Source organism: Streptomyces sp. NPDC046122, from assembly GCF_056429965.1.
Genome location: NZ_JBWKLQ010000017.1, coordinates 48,266 through 63,476, shown reverse-complemented (window position 1 = coordinate 63,476; position 15,211 = coordinate 48,266). Strand labels below are relative to the sequence as shown.

At 72.0% G+C, this 15,211-nt stretch carries 13 protein-coding genes and 3 tRNA genes; 8 read left to right on the top strand and 8 right to left on the bottom strand.

Going from position 1 to position 15,211, the window contains the following annotated elements; translation table 11 throughout:
* The first annotated feature begins 123 nt into the window (after positions 1-123).
* The 3 genes from AC07FK_RS30280 to AC07FK_RS30270 all read left to right on the top strand — a co-directional run bounded on the left by AC07FK_RS30280 (position 124) and on the right by AC07FK_RS30270 (position 4,900).
* Complete coding sequence (locus AC07FK_RS30280; RefSeq protein ID WP_479108124.1) at positions 124-1,752, top strand: M48 family metalloprotease; 1,629 nt, start codon at positions 124-126, stop codon at positions 1,750-1,752.
* Between the two features lie 514 nt (positions 1,753-2,266).
* The gene (locus AC07FK_RS30275; RefSeq protein WP_479108123.1) at positions 2,267-3,775 is read left to right on the top strand and encodes a N,N-dimethylformamidase beta subunit family domain-containing protein; all 1,509 of its coding nucleotides are present in this window, start codon (positions 2,267-2,269) and stop codon (positions 3,773-3,775) included.
* A 225-nt stretch (positions 3,776-4,000) separates the two neighbouring features.
* A complete protein-coding gene (locus tag AC07FK_RS30270) occupies positions 4,001-4,900 on the top strand; it encodes a phosphoribosylaminoimidazolesuccinocarboxamide synthase (RefSeq protein WP_479108122.1) in 900 nt (299 codons plus the stop codon).
* Positions 4,901-5,089: 189 nt separating this feature from the next.
* On the opposite strand, the gene AC07FK_RS30265 is transcribed toward AC07FK_RS30270, so the two are convergent.
* The 8 genes from AC07FK_RS30265 to AC07FK_RS30230 all read right to left on the bottom strand — a co-directional run bounded on the left by AC07FK_RS30265 (position 5,090) and on the right by AC07FK_RS30230 (position 9,575).
* Positions 5,090-5,162 (bottom strand) — tRNA-Gly (locus tag AC07FK_RS30265).
* A 29-nt stretch (positions 5,163-5,191) separates the two neighbouring features.
* Positions 5,192-5,818 (bottom strand): response regulator, encoded by a 627-nt coding sequence (locus AC07FK_RS30260; RefSeq protein ID WP_479108120.1) that lies wholly within the window; start codon positions 5,816-5,818, stop codon positions 5,192-5,194.
* Positions 5,815-7,038: a sensor histidine kinase gene (locus AC07FK_RS30255; protein WP_479108119.1), complete on the bottom strand. Its 1,224-nt coding sequence runs from the start codon at positions 7,036-7,038 to the stop codon at positions 5,815-5,817. The genes AC07FK_RS30260 and AC07FK_RS30255 overlap by 4 nt, the downstream gene beginning before the upstream one ends.
* Positions 7,039-7,068: 30 nt before the next feature.
* Positions 7,069-7,836, bottom strand: a complete 768-nt coding sequence (locus AC07FK_RS30250) for an ABC transporter permease (protein WP_479108118.1) — start codon at positions 7,834-7,836, stop codon at positions 7,069-7,071.
* Positions 7,833-8,792: an ABC transporter ATP-binding protein gene (locus AC07FK_RS30245; protein ID WP_479108117.1), complete on the bottom strand. Its 960-nt coding sequence runs from the start codon at positions 8,790-8,792 to the stop codon at positions 7,833-7,835. The genes AC07FK_RS30250 and AC07FK_RS30245 overlap by 4 nt, the downstream gene beginning before the upstream one ends.
* 133 nt (positions 8,793-8,925) lie before the next feature.
* Positions 8,926-9,001: transfer RNA gene (locus AC07FK_RS30240), tRNA-Gly, on the bottom strand.
* A 53-nt stretch (positions 9,002-9,054) separates the two neighbouring features.
* Positions 9,055-9,126, bottom strand: a tRNA-Gly gene (locus AC07FK_RS30235).
* A 131-nt stretch (positions 9,127-9,257) separates the two neighbouring features.
* Positions 9,258-9,575, bottom strand: a complete 318-nt coding sequence (locus tag AC07FK_RS30230) for a histone-like nucleoid-structuring protein Lsr2 (RefSeq protein WP_453402012.1) — start codon at positions 9,573-9,575, stop codon at positions 9,258-9,260.
* 325 nt (positions 9,576-9,900) lie between these two features.
* Here AC07FK_RS30230 and purS point away from each other — a divergent pair, with 325 nt between their 5' ends.
* The 5 genes from purS to AC07FK_RS30205 all read left to right on the top strand — a co-directional run bounded on the left by purS (position 9,901) and on the right by AC07FK_RS30205 (position 15,176).
* Complete coding sequence (gene purS / locus AC07FK_RS30225) at positions 9,901-10,152, top strand: phosphoribosylformylglycinamidine synthase subunit PurS (protein WP_453402013.1); 252 nt, start codon at positions 9,901-9,903, stop codon at positions 10,150-10,152.
* Positions 10,149-10,829: a phosphoribosylformylglycinamidine synthase subunit PurQ gene (gene purQ / locus AC07FK_RS30220; RefSeq protein ID WP_479108116.1), complete on the top strand. Its 681-nt coding sequence runs from the start codon at positions 10,149-10,151 to the stop codon at positions 10,827-10,829. The genes purS and purQ overlap by 4 nt, the downstream gene beginning before the upstream one ends.
* Complete coding sequence (purL, locus tag AC07FK_RS30215) at positions 10,826-13,075, top strand: phosphoribosylformylglycinamidine synthase subunit PurL (RefSeq protein ID WP_479108115.1); 2,250 nt, start codon at positions 10,826-10,828, stop codon at positions 13,073-13,075. Before purQ ends, purL begins: the two co-directional genes overlap by 4 nt.
* Before the next feature lie 317 nt (positions 13,076-13,392).
* The gene (locus tag AC07FK_RS30210) at positions 13,393-14,196 is read left to right on the top strand and encodes a maleylpyruvate isomerase family mycothiol-dependent enzyme (protein ID WP_479108114.1); all 804 of its coding nucleotides are present in this window, start codon (positions 13,393-13,395) and stop codon (positions 14,194-14,196) included.
* A 179-nt stretch (positions 14,197-14,375) separates the two neighbouring features.
* Entirely contained in the window at positions 14,376-15,176 is an 801-nt protein-coding gene (locus tag AC07FK_RS30205) for a putative protein N(5)-glutamine methyltransferase (RefSeq protein ID WP_479108113.1), read from the top strand.
* Positions 15,177-15,211: the final 35 nt, after the last annotated feature.

The following is a 15,211-nucleotide window of genomic DNA, read 5'->3' as shown; positions in this document are numbered from 1 at the left end:
CCCAACTAGGGTGCGGCGGAGGCATTCCGGCACTTGGCCCACCGACATTGCGATGTCAGTGGCGGGTGCCACAGTGGGGGAGTGAGCAAAGCCGTCGCAGGGCGAAGGGGGTGACGTCCGGCCGTGTCCGGTACCGGTATGGGTGTGGAGAAGGGCGCGCAGTCCGCGCGTTCCAGGGCTCTCGCCGTGCTGCGCGTCCGCAGCACGGCGCTGGCCGTCGCCCTGCTGCCCGCGGCCGTCGCCGTCGTCCTGTTCGCGGGCGGCGCGACGGGCCACGCGGTCGGCGGGGGCTGGGACGCCGCGCGCTGGGTGACGACCGCCGTCGCGGTCGTGGTCCTGCTGGTGGCAGCCGCCGTGGGGACGGTGATCGCACGGGCCAGACCCGCGACGACACCGACGGTCGAGATCGCCGAGCGCTCCGCGCCGGATCTCTACCGGCTCGTGCGCGACCTGGCGGACCGCCTGGAGGTGCCCGCGCCGTCCGCCATAGCGCTGACGCCCGACTGCGACAGCTGGCTGGAGGACCGCACGCACCCGGCGTCCATACCGGGCGCGGCCCCGGGACGCCGTCGTGTCGCGGCGGCGCCCGTGCTGGTCATCGGGTCCCCGTTCCTCTGGTGGATGCGGGTGGCCGAGCTGCGGGCGGTACTGGCCCCGGTCGTCGCCGGCACGGGACCCTCCGCGCACCCCGACATAGCCGCCGCCCGGCGTTTCGTACGCGGTCTGGACGCCGCGGTGGCCGAGGCGGCCTCGCCGCGGAAGCCGCTGCACCGGTTGCCCCTGCGGTTCGTGGGCTGGATCTCGCGACTCCTCCTGCGCAGCTGCCGCGCGCACGCCGCCGAGATGGAACGCGGCGTCGCCACAGCCGCGTCGGAGCGCGCCCAGACCGTCGACTACGGCCTGCGCATCGTCGCCCAGGAGCAGGTGGGCCTGGCCTACGCCGGCTGGGACCGCCTCCTGACCCGCGTCGCGCTGCCCGCCTGGCGCATGGGCCGCTGGCCCTCCAGCCTCGACGCGGGCGTGGTCTCCGCCCTCACCGAACTCTCCCGCCGCGACCGCCTGGCCGAAGGCTTCACCTCCCGCCTGGGCGAACGCCCGGCGTGCGACCTCCTGGAAGAGCCCGGCTCCGTCGACGAGGCGGCCTCGCTCCTCGCCGCCCGCCTGTTCCACGGCGGCCCCGCCGAGCCGGGCCCGGGCTGGTCGCCGGTGGACTGGCAGCAGTACCCGGAAGAGGTCGTGGACCGCAAGTGGCGGGCGGACGCCGCACGCCTGCACCGGGTCCTGGACACCATCGGCGTACGCCGCGCCACGGCCCCCACGCTCACCCGCGTGATGGACCACCTGTCGGCCGACGGCGCCACCCCCCAGGCGGAGGCCCTCGCCGCCGCCATCCAAGGAGAAGTGGCTCGAGAGGAGGCGGCCGCGCCACCCCCGGCTCCGCTCGCCCCGAACGAGGGCGACCCCTGGAGCACCGACCCGCTCCCGCTCTTCCCCCTCGTACCGCCGAGGACGGGCCGGGACCTGCTGGCCGACCACGTCACCGCCATGGTCTGCTGCGCCGCGGTGGACACGGCCGGAGCCCTCCCGGGCCTGGACTGGCTCGACGGCCCCGCGCTCCTCGTGGACGGCGAGCGCCGCCAGGACCTGGCTCCCCGTGTCCTGACCCTGGTGGAAGACGGCGACGCGGCCCCCCTCCGCTCCTGGCTGGCCTCGGTAGGAGTACGCCCGGAAAAGACAGTCCGCCTGGTCTGACCCACCACCCACCTTCTCCTCGCCCTCCCACACCCGGCACAGAGCCGCCCCAAGCTCCCGCGCACCCAGCCCACCGGTGGCGGGAGGCCCACCACCACCCCGCCACGCCGCCGCGCACCCTCTCGCAGTGGCAGGAGGGGACGTGCCGGGGCGCTCCCCGCAGGGGGTTGAACGCAACCACCCGAACTCGCCCGCAGCAGTGCCCGAACGTTCGACGCCCGAGGAGACGCCCCGGCGCGGCACCGACCGCAGGGCTCCCGAGAGCCCCCCACCGCCCGGCAGCACGGCACGACCAGTACCGCCGGCAACCAGGAGCCCCAGAAGCACCAAGCGCACCCCCAGCCACCCGCCGGCACGCCTTATCACGCCCCCCGCTTACCGGAGCCCCACGTTCCGTTAACGTCAATTCGCGACGAACGGTGACGGAGTGCGTGCGTTATGTGATGTGCTGGGTTCCAGTAGCTGACAAGTGGCGCATCACAGTTGTCTCGGGGGCTAGAGGGAGGGAAGCGGCATGGGGGACGAGTTCATCCGGCGCTGGGAATCGGGCGCCCTCGCGCATGCCGTGTCCGATCCCTTCGGCCAGGGCCCACTGCCCTGGCTGCGCGGCAGCGAGCACTATTTCGGCGACAGCGGCCAGGTCATCCCCTGGTACGCCGAGCCGACCGAGGGCGCGGACCACCGCGACCCCGTCACCGGCGCCAGGCTCCCGCAGCGCCGTTCCGCGTCCACCGGCGGCCCCCGCACCGCCGACGACGTACGCCAGCAGATCAAGGGCTTCGCGTCCCAGGGCGCCGCCGCCCCCGGCGAGGCGATCGACTTCCACATCACCGTCGACCCGCCCCAGCAGTTCTCCGTCGACATCTACCGGATCGGCCACTACGGCGGCGACGGCGCGGCCAAGATCACCACCAGCCCCCGTCTCTCCGGCATCGTCCAGCCGACCCCGCTCGCCGCCGACCGCACGGTCTCCTGCCACCACTGGTGGCTGTCCTGGCGCCTGCAGATCCCGGATTTCTGGAGCATCGGGGCGTACGTCGCGGTCCTGACCACCGCCGACGGCTACCGCTCCCACATCCCCTTCACGGTGCGCGACAGCCACCCGGCGGACCTGCTGCTGCTCCTGCCGGACATCACGTGGCAGGCGTACAACCTCTACCCGGAGGACGGTCGCACCGGCGCGAGCCTGTACCACGCGTGGGACAGCATGGGCCGCCTGCTGGGGGAGGAGGAAGCGGCCACCACGGTCTCCTTCGACCGTCCGTACGCCGGCGCCGGCCTCCCGCTGCACGTGGGCCACGCGTACGACTTCATCCGCTGGGCCGAGCGGTACGGCTACGACCTCGCCTACGCGGACGCCCGCGACCTGCACGCGGGCCGTATCGACCCCACCCGCTACCGGGGCCTGGTGTTCCCGGGCCACGACGAGTACTGGACCGCCCCCATGCGCCGCGCGACCGAGCTGGCGCGCGAGGCGGGCACGTCGCTCGTGTTCCTCTCCGCCAACACGATGTACTGGCAGGTCGAGCTCGCCCCCTCCGCCTCCGGCACACCGGACCGCCTCCTCACCTGCCGAAAACGCCGCGGCCCGGGCAAGCCGGCCCTCTGGCGCGAGGTGGACCGCCCGGAGCAGCAGCTCCTGGGCATCCAGTACGCGGGAAGGGTCCCGGAACCGAGCCCTCTGGTCGTACGGAACGCGGACCACTGGCTCTGGGACTCGACCGGCGCACACGAGAACGACGAGATCGAGGGCCTGGTGGCGGGCGAGGCGGACCGGTACTTCCCCCGTACGGCGCTTCCGGAGCACCGGGGCCGCATCCTGCTGGCCCACTCCCCCTACCGGGACGGCGAAGGCGCGCTCCGCCACCAGGAGACGTCCCTCTACCGGGCGCCCAGCGGGGCTCTGGTCTTCGCCTCGGGCACCTTCGCCTGGTCCCCGGCCCTGGACCGCCCCGGCCATGTGGACCCCCGGATCCAGCGCGCGACGGCCAACCTCCTCGACCGCATCTGCAAACGCGACTGACGCCCGCACCCGCACCCGGCACCACGCACCCGCACCACGCATCGCACCCGCACCACGCACCACGCACCCCGTCACGCAAGCCCCCCCCGAACGCCGGACGCCGGACGCACCCGCACGAGCCACTCACGGCGTCCCCCGACGCCCCCACGCGCCCCCGCCCCCGCGCCCCCGCCCCGCATACGGGAGAATCGGAAGCGTTCCTGGATCAACCTACGCGGAGGAACCGTGTCCGGATTCGTAGAAAAGCCCGAGCCGCTCCAGCTCCCGGGCCTGACCCACCTCCACACGGGCAAGGTGCGTGACCTCTACCAGAACGAGGCGGGCGACCTCGTGATGGTGGCCAGCGACCGCATTTCCGCGTACGACTGGGTGCTGCCCACGGAGATCCCCGACAAGGGCCGGGTCCTGACCCAGCTCTCGCTCTGGTGGTTCGACCAGCTCCGGGATCTCGCCCCGAACCACGTGATCTCGACGGACCTCCCCGCCGGAGCCCCGGACGACTGGGCCGGCCGTACGCTCGTCTGCAAGTCCCTGAAGATGGTCCCGGTCGAGTGCGTGGCCCGCGGCTACCTCACCGGATCGGGCCTCATCGAGTACAACGCGTCCCGCACGGTCTGCGGTCTGGCGCTCCCGGAGGGCCTGTCGGACGGCTCGGAACTCCCGGCTCCGATCTTCACCCCCGCCACCAAGGCGGCCGTGGGCGACCACGACGAGAACGTCAGCTACGAGGAAGTGGCCCGCCAGGTCGGCGCCGAAACGGCCGCCCAGCTGCGCCAGATGACCCTCGCCGTCTACAACCGGGCCCGCGACATCGCCCGTGACCGCGGCATCATCCTCGCCGACACGAAGTTCGAGTTCGGCTTCGACGGCGACGAGCTGATCATCGCCGACGAGGTGCTGACCCCGGACTCCTCCCGCTTCTGGCCGGCCGCCACGTGGGAGCCGGGTCACGCCCAGCCGTCGTACGACAAGCAGTACGTCCGCGACTGGCTGACCTCGCCCGCCTCCGGCTGGGACCGCAAGGCGGAGCTGCCGCCGCCCGCGCTGCCGCAGGAGATCGTCGACGCGACCCGGGCGAAGTACGTGGAGGCGTACGAAATGCTCACCGGCACGAGCTGGTCGTAACCCGACGCGGTCGTACCCCAAGCCCGCCGCACCCAAGCCCGCCGTAACCCGGGCCGGCCGACTCCTCCCGAGCCAGCCGGCCCCGGGCAACCCGGAAGGCCACGAGAGGCACAGGCGCCCAAGCGGCAGGCGGGCCCCCTGGACAACGCAGAAGGCCCCGGTCGCGATGACCGGGGCCTTCTGACTCTGAGCGGACGACCAGGTTCGAACTGGCGACCTCAACCTTGGCAAGGTTGCGCTCTACCAACTGAGCTACGTCCGCATGCACTGCGTTGCCGTGTGCGATGCCAACTATACCCAACCTCGCTCGCGTGCGAGCCGTACCGCCGTATGACGATTCTCCGCACCCAGCTTCGAGGCGGCCGAGGACAGATAGTTGCGCACCGTCCCGGGCGACAGCGCGGCCCGCTCGGCGATCTCCGCGACCGGCGCCCCGTCCGCCGCGAGCTCCAGCACTTCCGCCTCGCGCACGGTCAGCGGCGAGTCCCCCGCGGAGATCGCGTCGGCCGCCAACTCCGGGTCCACGTACCGGTTTCCGTCCCGTACGCTCCGGATCAGCTCGGCCAGCCGCTGCGCGCTGACGGTCTTCGGCACGAACGCCCGCACCCCCGCCGCCAGCGCCCGCTTCAGGTGCCCCGGCCGCCCGTGGCTGGTCACGATCATGCAGCGGCAGCCGGGCAGCTCGGCGCGCAGAGCTGTGGCCACACTCACACCGTCGGCGCCCGGCATCTGCAGATCCAGTACGGCGACGTCCGGGCGGTGCGCCCGCGCCATTGCCAGCGCCTCGGGTCCGGTGGCCGCCTCCGCGACGACGGCGAGATCGTCCTCGAGACCGAGCAGCGCGGCGAGCGCGCCCCTGATCAAGTGCTCGTCGTCGGCGAGCAGCACCCGCACCCGGCCGTCGGGAGAACCGCTCACCGCAGCGCCTCCTGCACCAGGGGCACCTCGGCCGTCAGCCGGAACACGCCGCCCGCGGCCGGTCCCGCGCGCAGCGTCCCCCCGACAGCGTTCAGACGCTCCCGGAGCCCGGCCAGGCCCGAGCCCGGACCGCCTGCGGCCGGCACGCCCCCCGCCCCGTCGTTCTCCACGACCAGTACCGCCTTCCCGTCCCCGGCCGTCAGCCGCACCGTGCAGCTGTGCGCGTCCCCGTGCCGCAGCACATTGGTCGTCGCCTCCCGTACGACCCACCCGAGCGCCGACTGCACACCGGCCGGAAGCTCGTCGCCGAGCCGCGCCCGGTCCACCGCGCAGTCGATGCCCGCCGCGCTCAACACCCCTCGGGCCCCCTCCAGTTCGGCCGCCAGATCCGCCTCGCGATATCCGCGTACGACTTCCCGCACCTCGCGCTGCGACTCCTGCGCGATCCGCTGCACCTCGGCCATCTGGTCGGCCGCCTCCGGCCGGCCGCGCCGGGCGAGCTGCACCGCCAGTTCGCTCTTGAGCGCGATGACGGCGAGATTGCGGCCCATGACATCGTGCATGTCCCGGCCGAACCGCAGCCGCTCCTCGGCGACCGCGAGCCGCGCGGCCACGTCGCGGGCCTGGTCCAGCTCGCGGATGACCGCCATGAACCAGGCCGACGACCGCGTTGTCAGCAGCGACATCAGTCCCACGAAGACCACGACCACCACCGCGGCCACGGCCGACAGCGCGGTTCCCCCTGTGGCGGCCAGAGCCCCGGCGATCAGCGCCGCGACGACCAGCGTCCCGAGCATCAGCCGCCGGACGGTCGACAGCATGAACGTCGACATGGCCGCCGTGAGCAGGGGGTACGGAAGCAGTCCCACCACCGCCGTGCCCTCGTCCGCCACACCGCCGGTCGCCTGAAGGGCCACGACGAACGCCACCGATGCGGCCCCCAGCCCCAGCGCCGTGGCGACCGAGCGCCACGGCGTGGGCGCCCCCTCGACGTAGTGGGCCAGCCCGTGGTGGATGGTGTGCATCGCCACCGCGCACTGGGCCACGCAGAGGGCGACCAGCCCCCGCCCGAGCGCCTCGGCGCCGGGCGCGGAGCTCAGCCCGTCCACCAGCTGCGGGACGACGCCCAGCGACATGAACCACGGCAGCAGGTACAGCAGCACCCGCATGTACAGGTCGAGCTTCCCCGCCTGACTCCGCTTTCCCCAGAACCCCGTCATCCCCGCCCCCGGTCCTTCCGCACCCGACCCCTAGCGCCGCGGCTCCCACCGGAAGTACCGCCGCACAGCGACCACCGACAGTACGGCCCACGCCGCCGCCGTGCCGACGGCCCCCAGCGCCTCGTACGCCCCCAACTGCCCGCTCCAGCCGCCCCGCACGAGTTCCACGGCCGGCGACAGCGGCAGCAGCTCGCAGACGGAAGCGACCCGGTCCGGGAGCAGTTCGAGCGGTACGACGACCCCGGAGCCCACCATCGAGATCAGCATCATCGGCATGATCGTGAGCTGGGCGCCCTCGGCGGACCGCGTGAAGGCGCTCGTCACCGCCGCCGTCGAGGCGGCGACCACGAGTCCCAGCGACACCCCGACCACCACCCACAACGGATCGGCCGGCATGTCCATCCCCAGGACAGCCGCGCCGGCGACCATCAGCACCGCGCACTGCGCCAGCCCGGCCACCAGCGTGGCGGCGGCCGTCCCGGCCAGGATCTCCGCGTCGCCCGGCTCCCCGGTCCGCAGCCGCTTCAGTACGAGCTCCTCGCGCCGCACCACGTAGACCGTGACCAGCGCCGAGTACACCCCGAAGAGCAGCACGAACGCCACGGCCATCGGCATCATCGCCGCGCCCAGCGACAGCCCCGCTTCGGCGAGATCCAGGTCGTCGACGACCGGCTTCATCGCGTACGTCATGGCCACCGGCAGGACCAGCGCCGTCAGGAGCACCGCCTTGTGCCGTACGAGCAGGGTCAGTTCGGCGCGGGTCAGAGCCGTCAGTCGTCCCGCCACAGCCGTACTCATCGCGCAGCCACCTCTTCCCCGTCCCGCTCGTTCTTCTTCGCCTCGCCCGCGATCTTCAGGAACGCCTCCTCCAGCGAGGCCGACCGCACGTCGAGCCCGCGCAGCTCCACTCCGGCGGCGTCCGCCCACGTCAGCAGACCCGTGGCAGCCTGCTGGAGTCGGTCGGTGAACAACCGCGCCGTCCGCCCGGTCAGCACGTGGCCCGTGACGCCCAGCGGACCCAGCGGCGGCAGGTCCCCCAGGTGGTAGCCGTCCGGCAGCTGGAAGGAGATCTGCGACGGGTGCTGCGCCACGACCTCGTCCACCCGCCCCTCCGCCGCGATCCGCCCCTCGTGCAGGATCGCCAGCCGGTCGGCGAGCTCCTCGGCCTCCGCCAGGTAGTGCGTGGTCAGCAGCACGGTGGTCCCCCCGTCGCGCAGCTCCCGCACCAGCTCCCACGTCTCGCGTCGCCCCTCGGCGTCGAGCCCCGTCGTCGGCTCGTCGAGGAAGAGGATCTCGGGCCGTCCGAGCAGCGCCGTGGCCAGGTCCAGCCGCCGCCGTTCCCCGCCGGAGAGCTGCTTGACCCGTACGTTCGCCCGCTTCCCCAGCCCCACCAGGTCGAGTGCCTCGCCCACCGGCCGCGCCCCACTGGTGCAGCCCGCCCACATCCGGACGGTCTCGCGGACGGTCAGTTCGGAGGGGAAGCCGCCCTCCTGGAGCATGACGCCGACCCGGGGACGCACCTTGGCGCGCTCGGTGTACGGGTCGTGCCCGAGCACTCGGACGCTGCCGCCGCTGGGGCGGGCGAGGCCCTCCAGGAGCTCCAGGGTCGAGGTCTTGCCGGCCCCGTTCGTGCCGAGCAGCGCGAAGAGCTCCCCGCGCGCCACGGAGAAGGACAGCGAACGGACGGCTTCGAAGCCGCCGCTGTAGGCGCGCCGCAGCCCCTCGGCGTCGATCACGTACTCATTGCTGGTCATGCCTCAAGGTTTCCGCCGGACCGGGGCGGGCGGCAGTGCGGCGTGTCATCGGCGCGCATGACAAATGTCAGTACGCGCTCGCCGGGCAGCACGACGAAGGCCCCGGTCGCAATGACCGGGGCCTTCGTACTCATGGAGCGGACGACGAGATTCGAACTCGCGACCCTCACCTTGGCAAGGTGATGCTCTACCAACTGAGCCACGTCCGCATGTGGTGCCATCACTGTACCCGATCCACCGAAGTGGTAGGTAAGCGATGTAGAGCGGGTGACAGGAATTGCACACTGCGCCTCCCCCCTGGAAGGGGGGTGTTCTACTACTGAACTACACCCGCACGCTGCTCGGGGACCGGCCCTTCGGCCTTGCCCCTCGGCGTGCTCCAGACTCTAGCCGATCACCGGGGGTGGAACGCAAGTCGGCTGCTCCGGGGCTCCGCCCGCCGCGTCCCCGCCCCCCGGCGGGCCGTCAGGAAGCCTCCGCGAACGCCTCGTAGACCTTCTTCGGGATGCGTCCGCGGGCCGGCACGTCCATCTGGTGCGAGCGCGCCCAGGCACGGACGGCGGCGGGGTCGGGCGCCACGGGGGTGTGGCGGTAGACCTTGCCCGACTTCGAGTGCTTTCGGGCCGCCTCGATGTAGGGCTCCAGCGCCGTGCGCAGTTTCTTTGCATTGGCGGGATTCAGGTCGATCTCGTACGACTTCCCGTCCAGGCCGAAGCTGACCGTTTCCGCTGCTTCCCCTCCGTCGATGTCGTCGGAGAGCGTGACCACTACGCGCTGAGCCACGGATATCGGTCCTTTCCTGCGGCACTACCGCGTCAAACATCGCGTCTGACGTGCGGTGATGCCGGCCTTCCGGCTGTTTTGGAGCAATGCTGTTTTTCTCGCTATTCCTTTGTACAGCGAGAGGCATTGCATGGTGAAGCCCAGTTAATTCCGTCCGCGTGTCTCTCCGCAATCGGAGACGGCCGTTTTTTCGTGGATTTTTCCCGCGGTTGTCGGCGCCGATACCGGAACGTGATCGACGTCAGCGTATATCTACCCGCGTAGAATTTCAGGGCGGGTACGCTGATGGAACCGCCTTCGCACCACACCACCACCGGGAGTGCCAGTGGCACGCGTCGTAGTCGACGTCATGCTCAAGCCCGAGATCCTCGACCCGCAGGGACAGGCGGTGCAGCGCGCACTGCCCCGTCTCGGCTTCGAGGGAATCGCGGACGTCCGTCAGGGAAAGCGTTTCGAGCTCGAGGTCGACGGGCCGGTCGATGACACCGCCCTCGCCCGCATCAACGAGATGGCCGAAACGTTCCTCGCCAACACCGTCATCGAGGACTTCACCGTGAAGGTGGAGGAGTCGAAGTGACCGCTCGTATCGGAGTCGTCACCTTTCCGGGAACGCTCGACGACCAGGACAGCCTCCGGGCCGTCCGGACCGCGGGCGCCGAGCCGGTCTCGCTGTGGCACCGCGACAAGGACCTCAAGCAGGTCGACGCGGTCGTGCTCGCGGGCGGCTTCTCCTACGGCGACTACCTGCGGGCCGGCGCCATCGCCCGCTTCTCGCCGGTGATGGAGACCGTCATCGAGCAGGCGCGGGCGGGCATGCCCGTCCTCGGCATCTGCAACGGATTCCAGATCCTCACCGAGGCGCACCTGCTGCCCGGCGGGATGCTGCAGAACAACCACCTGCACTTCATCTGCCGCGAGCAGAAGCTGCGCGTGGAGACGAGCGGAACGGCCTGGACGGCGGACTACACCGCCGGGCAGGAGATCCACATCCCGCTCAAGAACATGGACGGCCGTTACGTCGCCGAGGAGCGCGTGCTCGACGAGCTGGAGGCCGAGGGCCGTGTCGCGTTCCGCTACCTGGACGTGAACCCCAACGGCTCGCTCCGCGACATCGCCGGCATCACCAACGCCGCCGGCAACGTCGTCGGCCTGATGCCGCACCCGGAGCACGCCGTGGAGCCGCTGGTCGGCACCGGACGCACCGACGGCCTCGGATTCTTCACCTCGATCCTGAAGAAGCTGGTCAACGCATGACTCTCGACACCGTCAAGCACGCCTCAGAGACCCCCGAGGCCGAGCAGCCCTGGAAGGAACTCGGCCTCAAGGAGGACGAGTACGCGCGCATCCGGGAGATCCTCGGCCGCCGCCCGACCGGCGCCGAGCTCGCCATGTACAGCGTCATGTGGTCCGAGCACTGCTCGTACAAGAGCAGCAAGGTCCACCTGAAGCAGTTCGGCGAGAAGGTCCCCGCCAACGACGCGATGCTCGTCGGCATCGGTGAGAACGCGGGCGTCGTCGACGTCGGTCAGGGCTACGCCGTGACCTTCAAGGTCGAGTCGCACAACCACCCGAGCTACATCGAGCCCTACCAGGGCGCGGCCACCGGCGTCGGCGGCATCGTCCGCGACATCCTCGCCATGGGCGCCCGCCCGGTCGCGGTCGTCGACCCGCTGCGCTTCGGCGCGGCCGACCACCCCGACACCCGCCGCGTGCTGCCCGGCGTCGTCGCGGGCATCGGCGGCTACGGCAACTGCCTGGGCCTGCCGAACATCGGCGGCGAGGTCGTCTTCGACGCGTGCTACCAGGGCAACCCGCTGGTCAACGCCGGCTGCATCGGCGTCATGAAGCACGAGGACATCCACCTCGCGAAGGCGAGCGGCCCCGGCAACAAGGTCGTCCTGTACGGCGCCCGCACGGGCGGCGACGGCATCGGCGGCGTGTCGGTGCTGGCCTCGGAGACCTTCGAGTCGACCGGCCCCGCGAAGCGTCCGGCCGTCCAGGTCGGCGACCCGTTCCAGGAGAAGCTCCTCATCGAGTGCACCCTGGAGATCTTCCGCGAGCAGCTCGTCGCGGGCATCCAGGACCTCGGCGGCGCGGGCCTGTCCTGCGCGACCTCCGAGCTGGCCTCGGCCGGTTCGGGCGGCATGCGCGTCGAGCTCGACACCGTTCCGCTGCGCGACTCCTCCCTCTCGCCCGAGGAAATCCTCATGAGCGAGTCGCAGGAGCGCATGTGCGCGATCGTCGAGCCGGACAAGGTCGACCGGTTCATGGAGATCTGCGAGAAGTGGGACGTCATCGCCACCGTGATCGGTGAGGTGACCGACGGCTCGCAGCTGGAGATCTTCTGGCACGGCGAGCAGATCGTCGACGTACCGCCGCGCACCGTGGCCCACGAGGGCCCGGTCTACAACCGGCCGTACGCCCGCCCCGAGTGGCAGGACGCGCTCCAGGCCGACGACGCGAACAAGCTGGCGCGCCCGGCGAACGCGACGGAGCTGCGCGAGCAGGTGATGAAGCTCGTCTCGTCGCCGAACCAGGCGTCGAAGTCGTGGATCACCGACCAGTACGACCGGTTCGTGCAGGGCAACACGGTGCTCGCCATGCCCGAGGACGCCGGCATGGTGCGGATCGACGAGAAGACGAACCTGGGCGTCGCGATGGCGACCGACGGCAACGGCCGGTACGCCAAGCTCGACCCGTACACGGGCGCGCAGCTCGCGCTGGCCGAGTCGTACCGCAACGTCGCCGCGTCCGGCGCCAAGCCGCTCGCGATCTCCGACTGCCTGAACTTCGGCTCGCCCGAGGACCCTGACGTCATGTGGCAGTTCGCGGAGGCCACGCGCGGTCTCGCGGACGGCTGCCTCCAGCTGGGCACCCCGGTGACCGGCGGCAACGTCTCGCTCTACAACCAGACCGGTGAGACGGCGATCCACCCGACGCCGGTCGTCGCCGTGCTCGGCGTGATCGACGACGTGACCCGGCGTACGCCCGTCGCCTTCGCGGAAGAGGGCCAGCTCCTCTACCTGCTCGGCGACACGCACGAGGAACTGGGCGGCTCCGCCTGGTCCCAGGTGATCCACGACCACCTCGGGGGCCTGCCGCCGAAGGTCGACCTGGACCGGGAGAAGCTGCTCGGCGAGATCCTGATCTCCGCCTCGCGCGACGGCATGATCGACGCGGCGCACGACCTGAGCGACGGCGGCCTGATCCAGGCGGTCACCGAGTCCTGCCTGCGCGGCGGGAAGGGCGCGCGACTGGTCGTGCCGGACGCGCTCGACGCGTTCGTGTTCCTCTTCTCCGAGTCGGCGGGCCGGGCGGTCGTGTCCGTGCCGCGCAGTGAGGAGCTCCGCTTCACCGACATGTGCGGCGCGCGCGGTCTGCCCGCGACCCGTATCGGTGTCGTGGACGGCGACGAGATCGAGGTGCAGGGCGAGTTCAGCATCCCGTTGAGCGAGCTGCGCGCCGCCCACGAGGCGACGCTGCCGGGCCTCTTCGCCTGAGCGACTCCCCGAGCGACCAGCTCGGCCCCGGCCGGTCACGGCCGGGGCCGGGCTTTCGCACTTCTGGCCCCTTGGGAGCGGCTCCAGCCCTCCGCGCAACGCAGGCTCCGTGGGGCGACTCCTGTCCCCTGGGCACTCCAGCCCTCAGCCCCCTGAGGCGACTCCAGCCACCAGGGCACTCCGGGTCTCCTGCACGACTCCAGCCCTCTTGGGCAACCCCAGCCCCTCCGGCGTTTGAGGAGCGGGGCCCGGGAGCCGGGGGAGGAGCGGGAGCCTGGCAGGGCCCGGAGGCGGTGCCCCCGCGCTAATCTCGGGCCATGTCATCCGCCGCCCAGAAGCGCCCGCGCCCGCGCCGTTACGACGCGGCCAAGACCCGCGCCGCGGTCCTGGCACAGTTCGGCAACGTACAGGACGCCGTACGCGATCTGACGCCCGCGCAGCTCGCGCTTCCCACCCACCTCGGGGACTGGACGGTCCGGGAGCTGGCCGCACACATCGCCCTGGCGGTCGGCGCCGTCACCCGCTGTCTCGAGCAGCCGGCACCACCCGCGCAGGAGGTCACCCTCCAGCGGTGGCCGTTCGCGACCGCCGCACACGCCGGGCCGATCTCCGACGCCACGAAGGCACTCGCCGCGTCCTCTTCCGACCTCGGCGAGCTGTACGGGCGGACCCGCGACCGCCTCGCCGAACTGCTGCCCGCCGCGCCCGGCGAGCGGCTGCTGGCGACCCGCGTCGGCGCCATGCGCCTCGACGACTACCTCGTCACCCGTACCGTCGAACTGGCCGTCCACACCGACGACTTGAACCACGCAGCCGGCCTCGCCGTCCCGTACGACCGCCAGGCCCTCGCCGCCTGCACCCGCTTGCTCGCCGACGCCCTCGCCGTGAAGGCGCCCGGCGGTGCGGTCGAGGTGCGCGTCCCGCCGTACGCCGTCGTGCAGTGCGTGGAGGGCCCCCGCCACACCCGCGGCACACCGCCCAACGTCGTCGAGACCGACCCGCTCACCTGGATCCGGCTGGCCACGGGGCGTACGACGTGGGACGCGGCCGTCGACGACGCGAAAGTCGGAGCCAGCGGCGAACGGGCCCATCTGGCCGGACTGTTGCCGATCCTCGGATAGCCGCTAATTGATCATGTACTGTTGCCGACGCCCACGCAGGACGTACGCACCGAGGAGGTGAGACCCATTACCGCTGTGTCAGGTCGGGTGCTCTCCTCTCGCGACCGTGCGGTCCACCGGACGTAGGAGCCGGACTCCGGGACCGAGGGAGCGCCCATCGGCGTCCCGAAAGGCTTCCCATGTCCCTTCCCCTGTCGCTCTCCCCCTCCACCGTCGTCACGAGGCTCCGGGCCGCCGGCTGCGTCTTCGCCGAGGACGAGGCGGATCTCCTGCTGTCCACCGCGCGCGACGCCGCCCACCTGTCCGCCATGGTGGACCGCCGTACCGAGGGCCTGCCCCTGGAACACGTGCTGGGCTGGGCGGAGTTCCTCGGCCGCCGCTTCGCCGTGGACCCAGGCGTCTTCGTCCCCCGCCGCCGCACCGAGTTCCTCGTCGAGCAGGCCCTGGCCCTCGCCCCTTCGCGGGCCGTCGTGGCCGACCTGTGCTGCGGGTCGGGCGCGCTCGGCGCGGCGCTGGCCGCGTCGCTGGAGCGGGTGGAGCTGCACGCCGCGGACGTGGACCCCGCCGCCGTGCGCTGTGCCCGGCGCAACGTCACCGCCGTCGGAGGGCTGGTGTACGAGGGCGACCTCTACGCGCCGCTGCCCCGGGCGGCGCTGCGCGGGCGGGTCGACGTACTGCTGGCGAACGTGCCGTACGTACCGACCGGCGAGATAGACCTGCTGCCCCCGGAGGCCCGCAACCACGAGGCGCGCGTCGCGCTCGACGGCGGGGCGGACGGGCTCGACGTCCTGCGGCGGGTCACCGCCGAGGCGGCGCGCTGGCTGGCCCCGGGCGGTCACCTGCTGTTCGAGACGAGCGAGCGCCAGGCGGGGCGGGCCGTCGAGACCGTCGTACGCGGCGGGCTCGTCCCGCGGGTCGTCACCTCCGACGAGCTGTACGCAACGGTGATCATCGGGACGAGGGACCCGGCGGGCGGGTGAGGAACGAGGGGAAGTGGAACCGAAACCCCCAGTGC

Bases quoted from the DNA above. Each gene is read 5' to 3' on its own strand.
- purL (WP_479108115.1), top strand. From the start codon at position 10,826: ATGACTCTCGACACCGTCAAGCACGCCTCAGAGACCCCCGAGGCCGAG.
- AC07FK_RS30250 (WP_479108118.1), bottom strand. From the start codon at position 7,836: ATGAGTACGGCTGTGGCGGGACGACTGACGGCTCTGACCCGCGCCGAA.
- AC07FK_RS30245 (WP_479108117.1), bottom strand. From the start codon at position 8,792: ATGACCAGCAATGAGTACGTGATCGACGCCGAGGGGCTGCGGCGCGCC.
- AC07FK_RS30275 (WP_479108123.1), top strand. From the start codon at position 2,267: ATGGGGGACGAGTTCATCCGGCGCTGGGAATCGGGCGCCCTCGCGCAT.
- AC07FK_RS30210 (WP_479108114.1), top strand. From the start codon at position 13,393: ATGTCATCCGCCGCCCAGAAGCGCCCGCGCCCGCGCCGTTACGACGCG.
- AC07FK_RS30205 (WP_479108113.1), top strand. From the start codon at position 14,376: ATGTCCCTTCCCCTGTCGCTCTCCCCCTCCACCGTCGTCACGAGGCTC.
- AC07FK_RS30255 (WP_479108119.1), bottom strand. From the start codon at position 7,038: ATGACGGGGTTCTGGGGAAAGCGGAGTCAGGCGGGGAAGCTCGACCTG.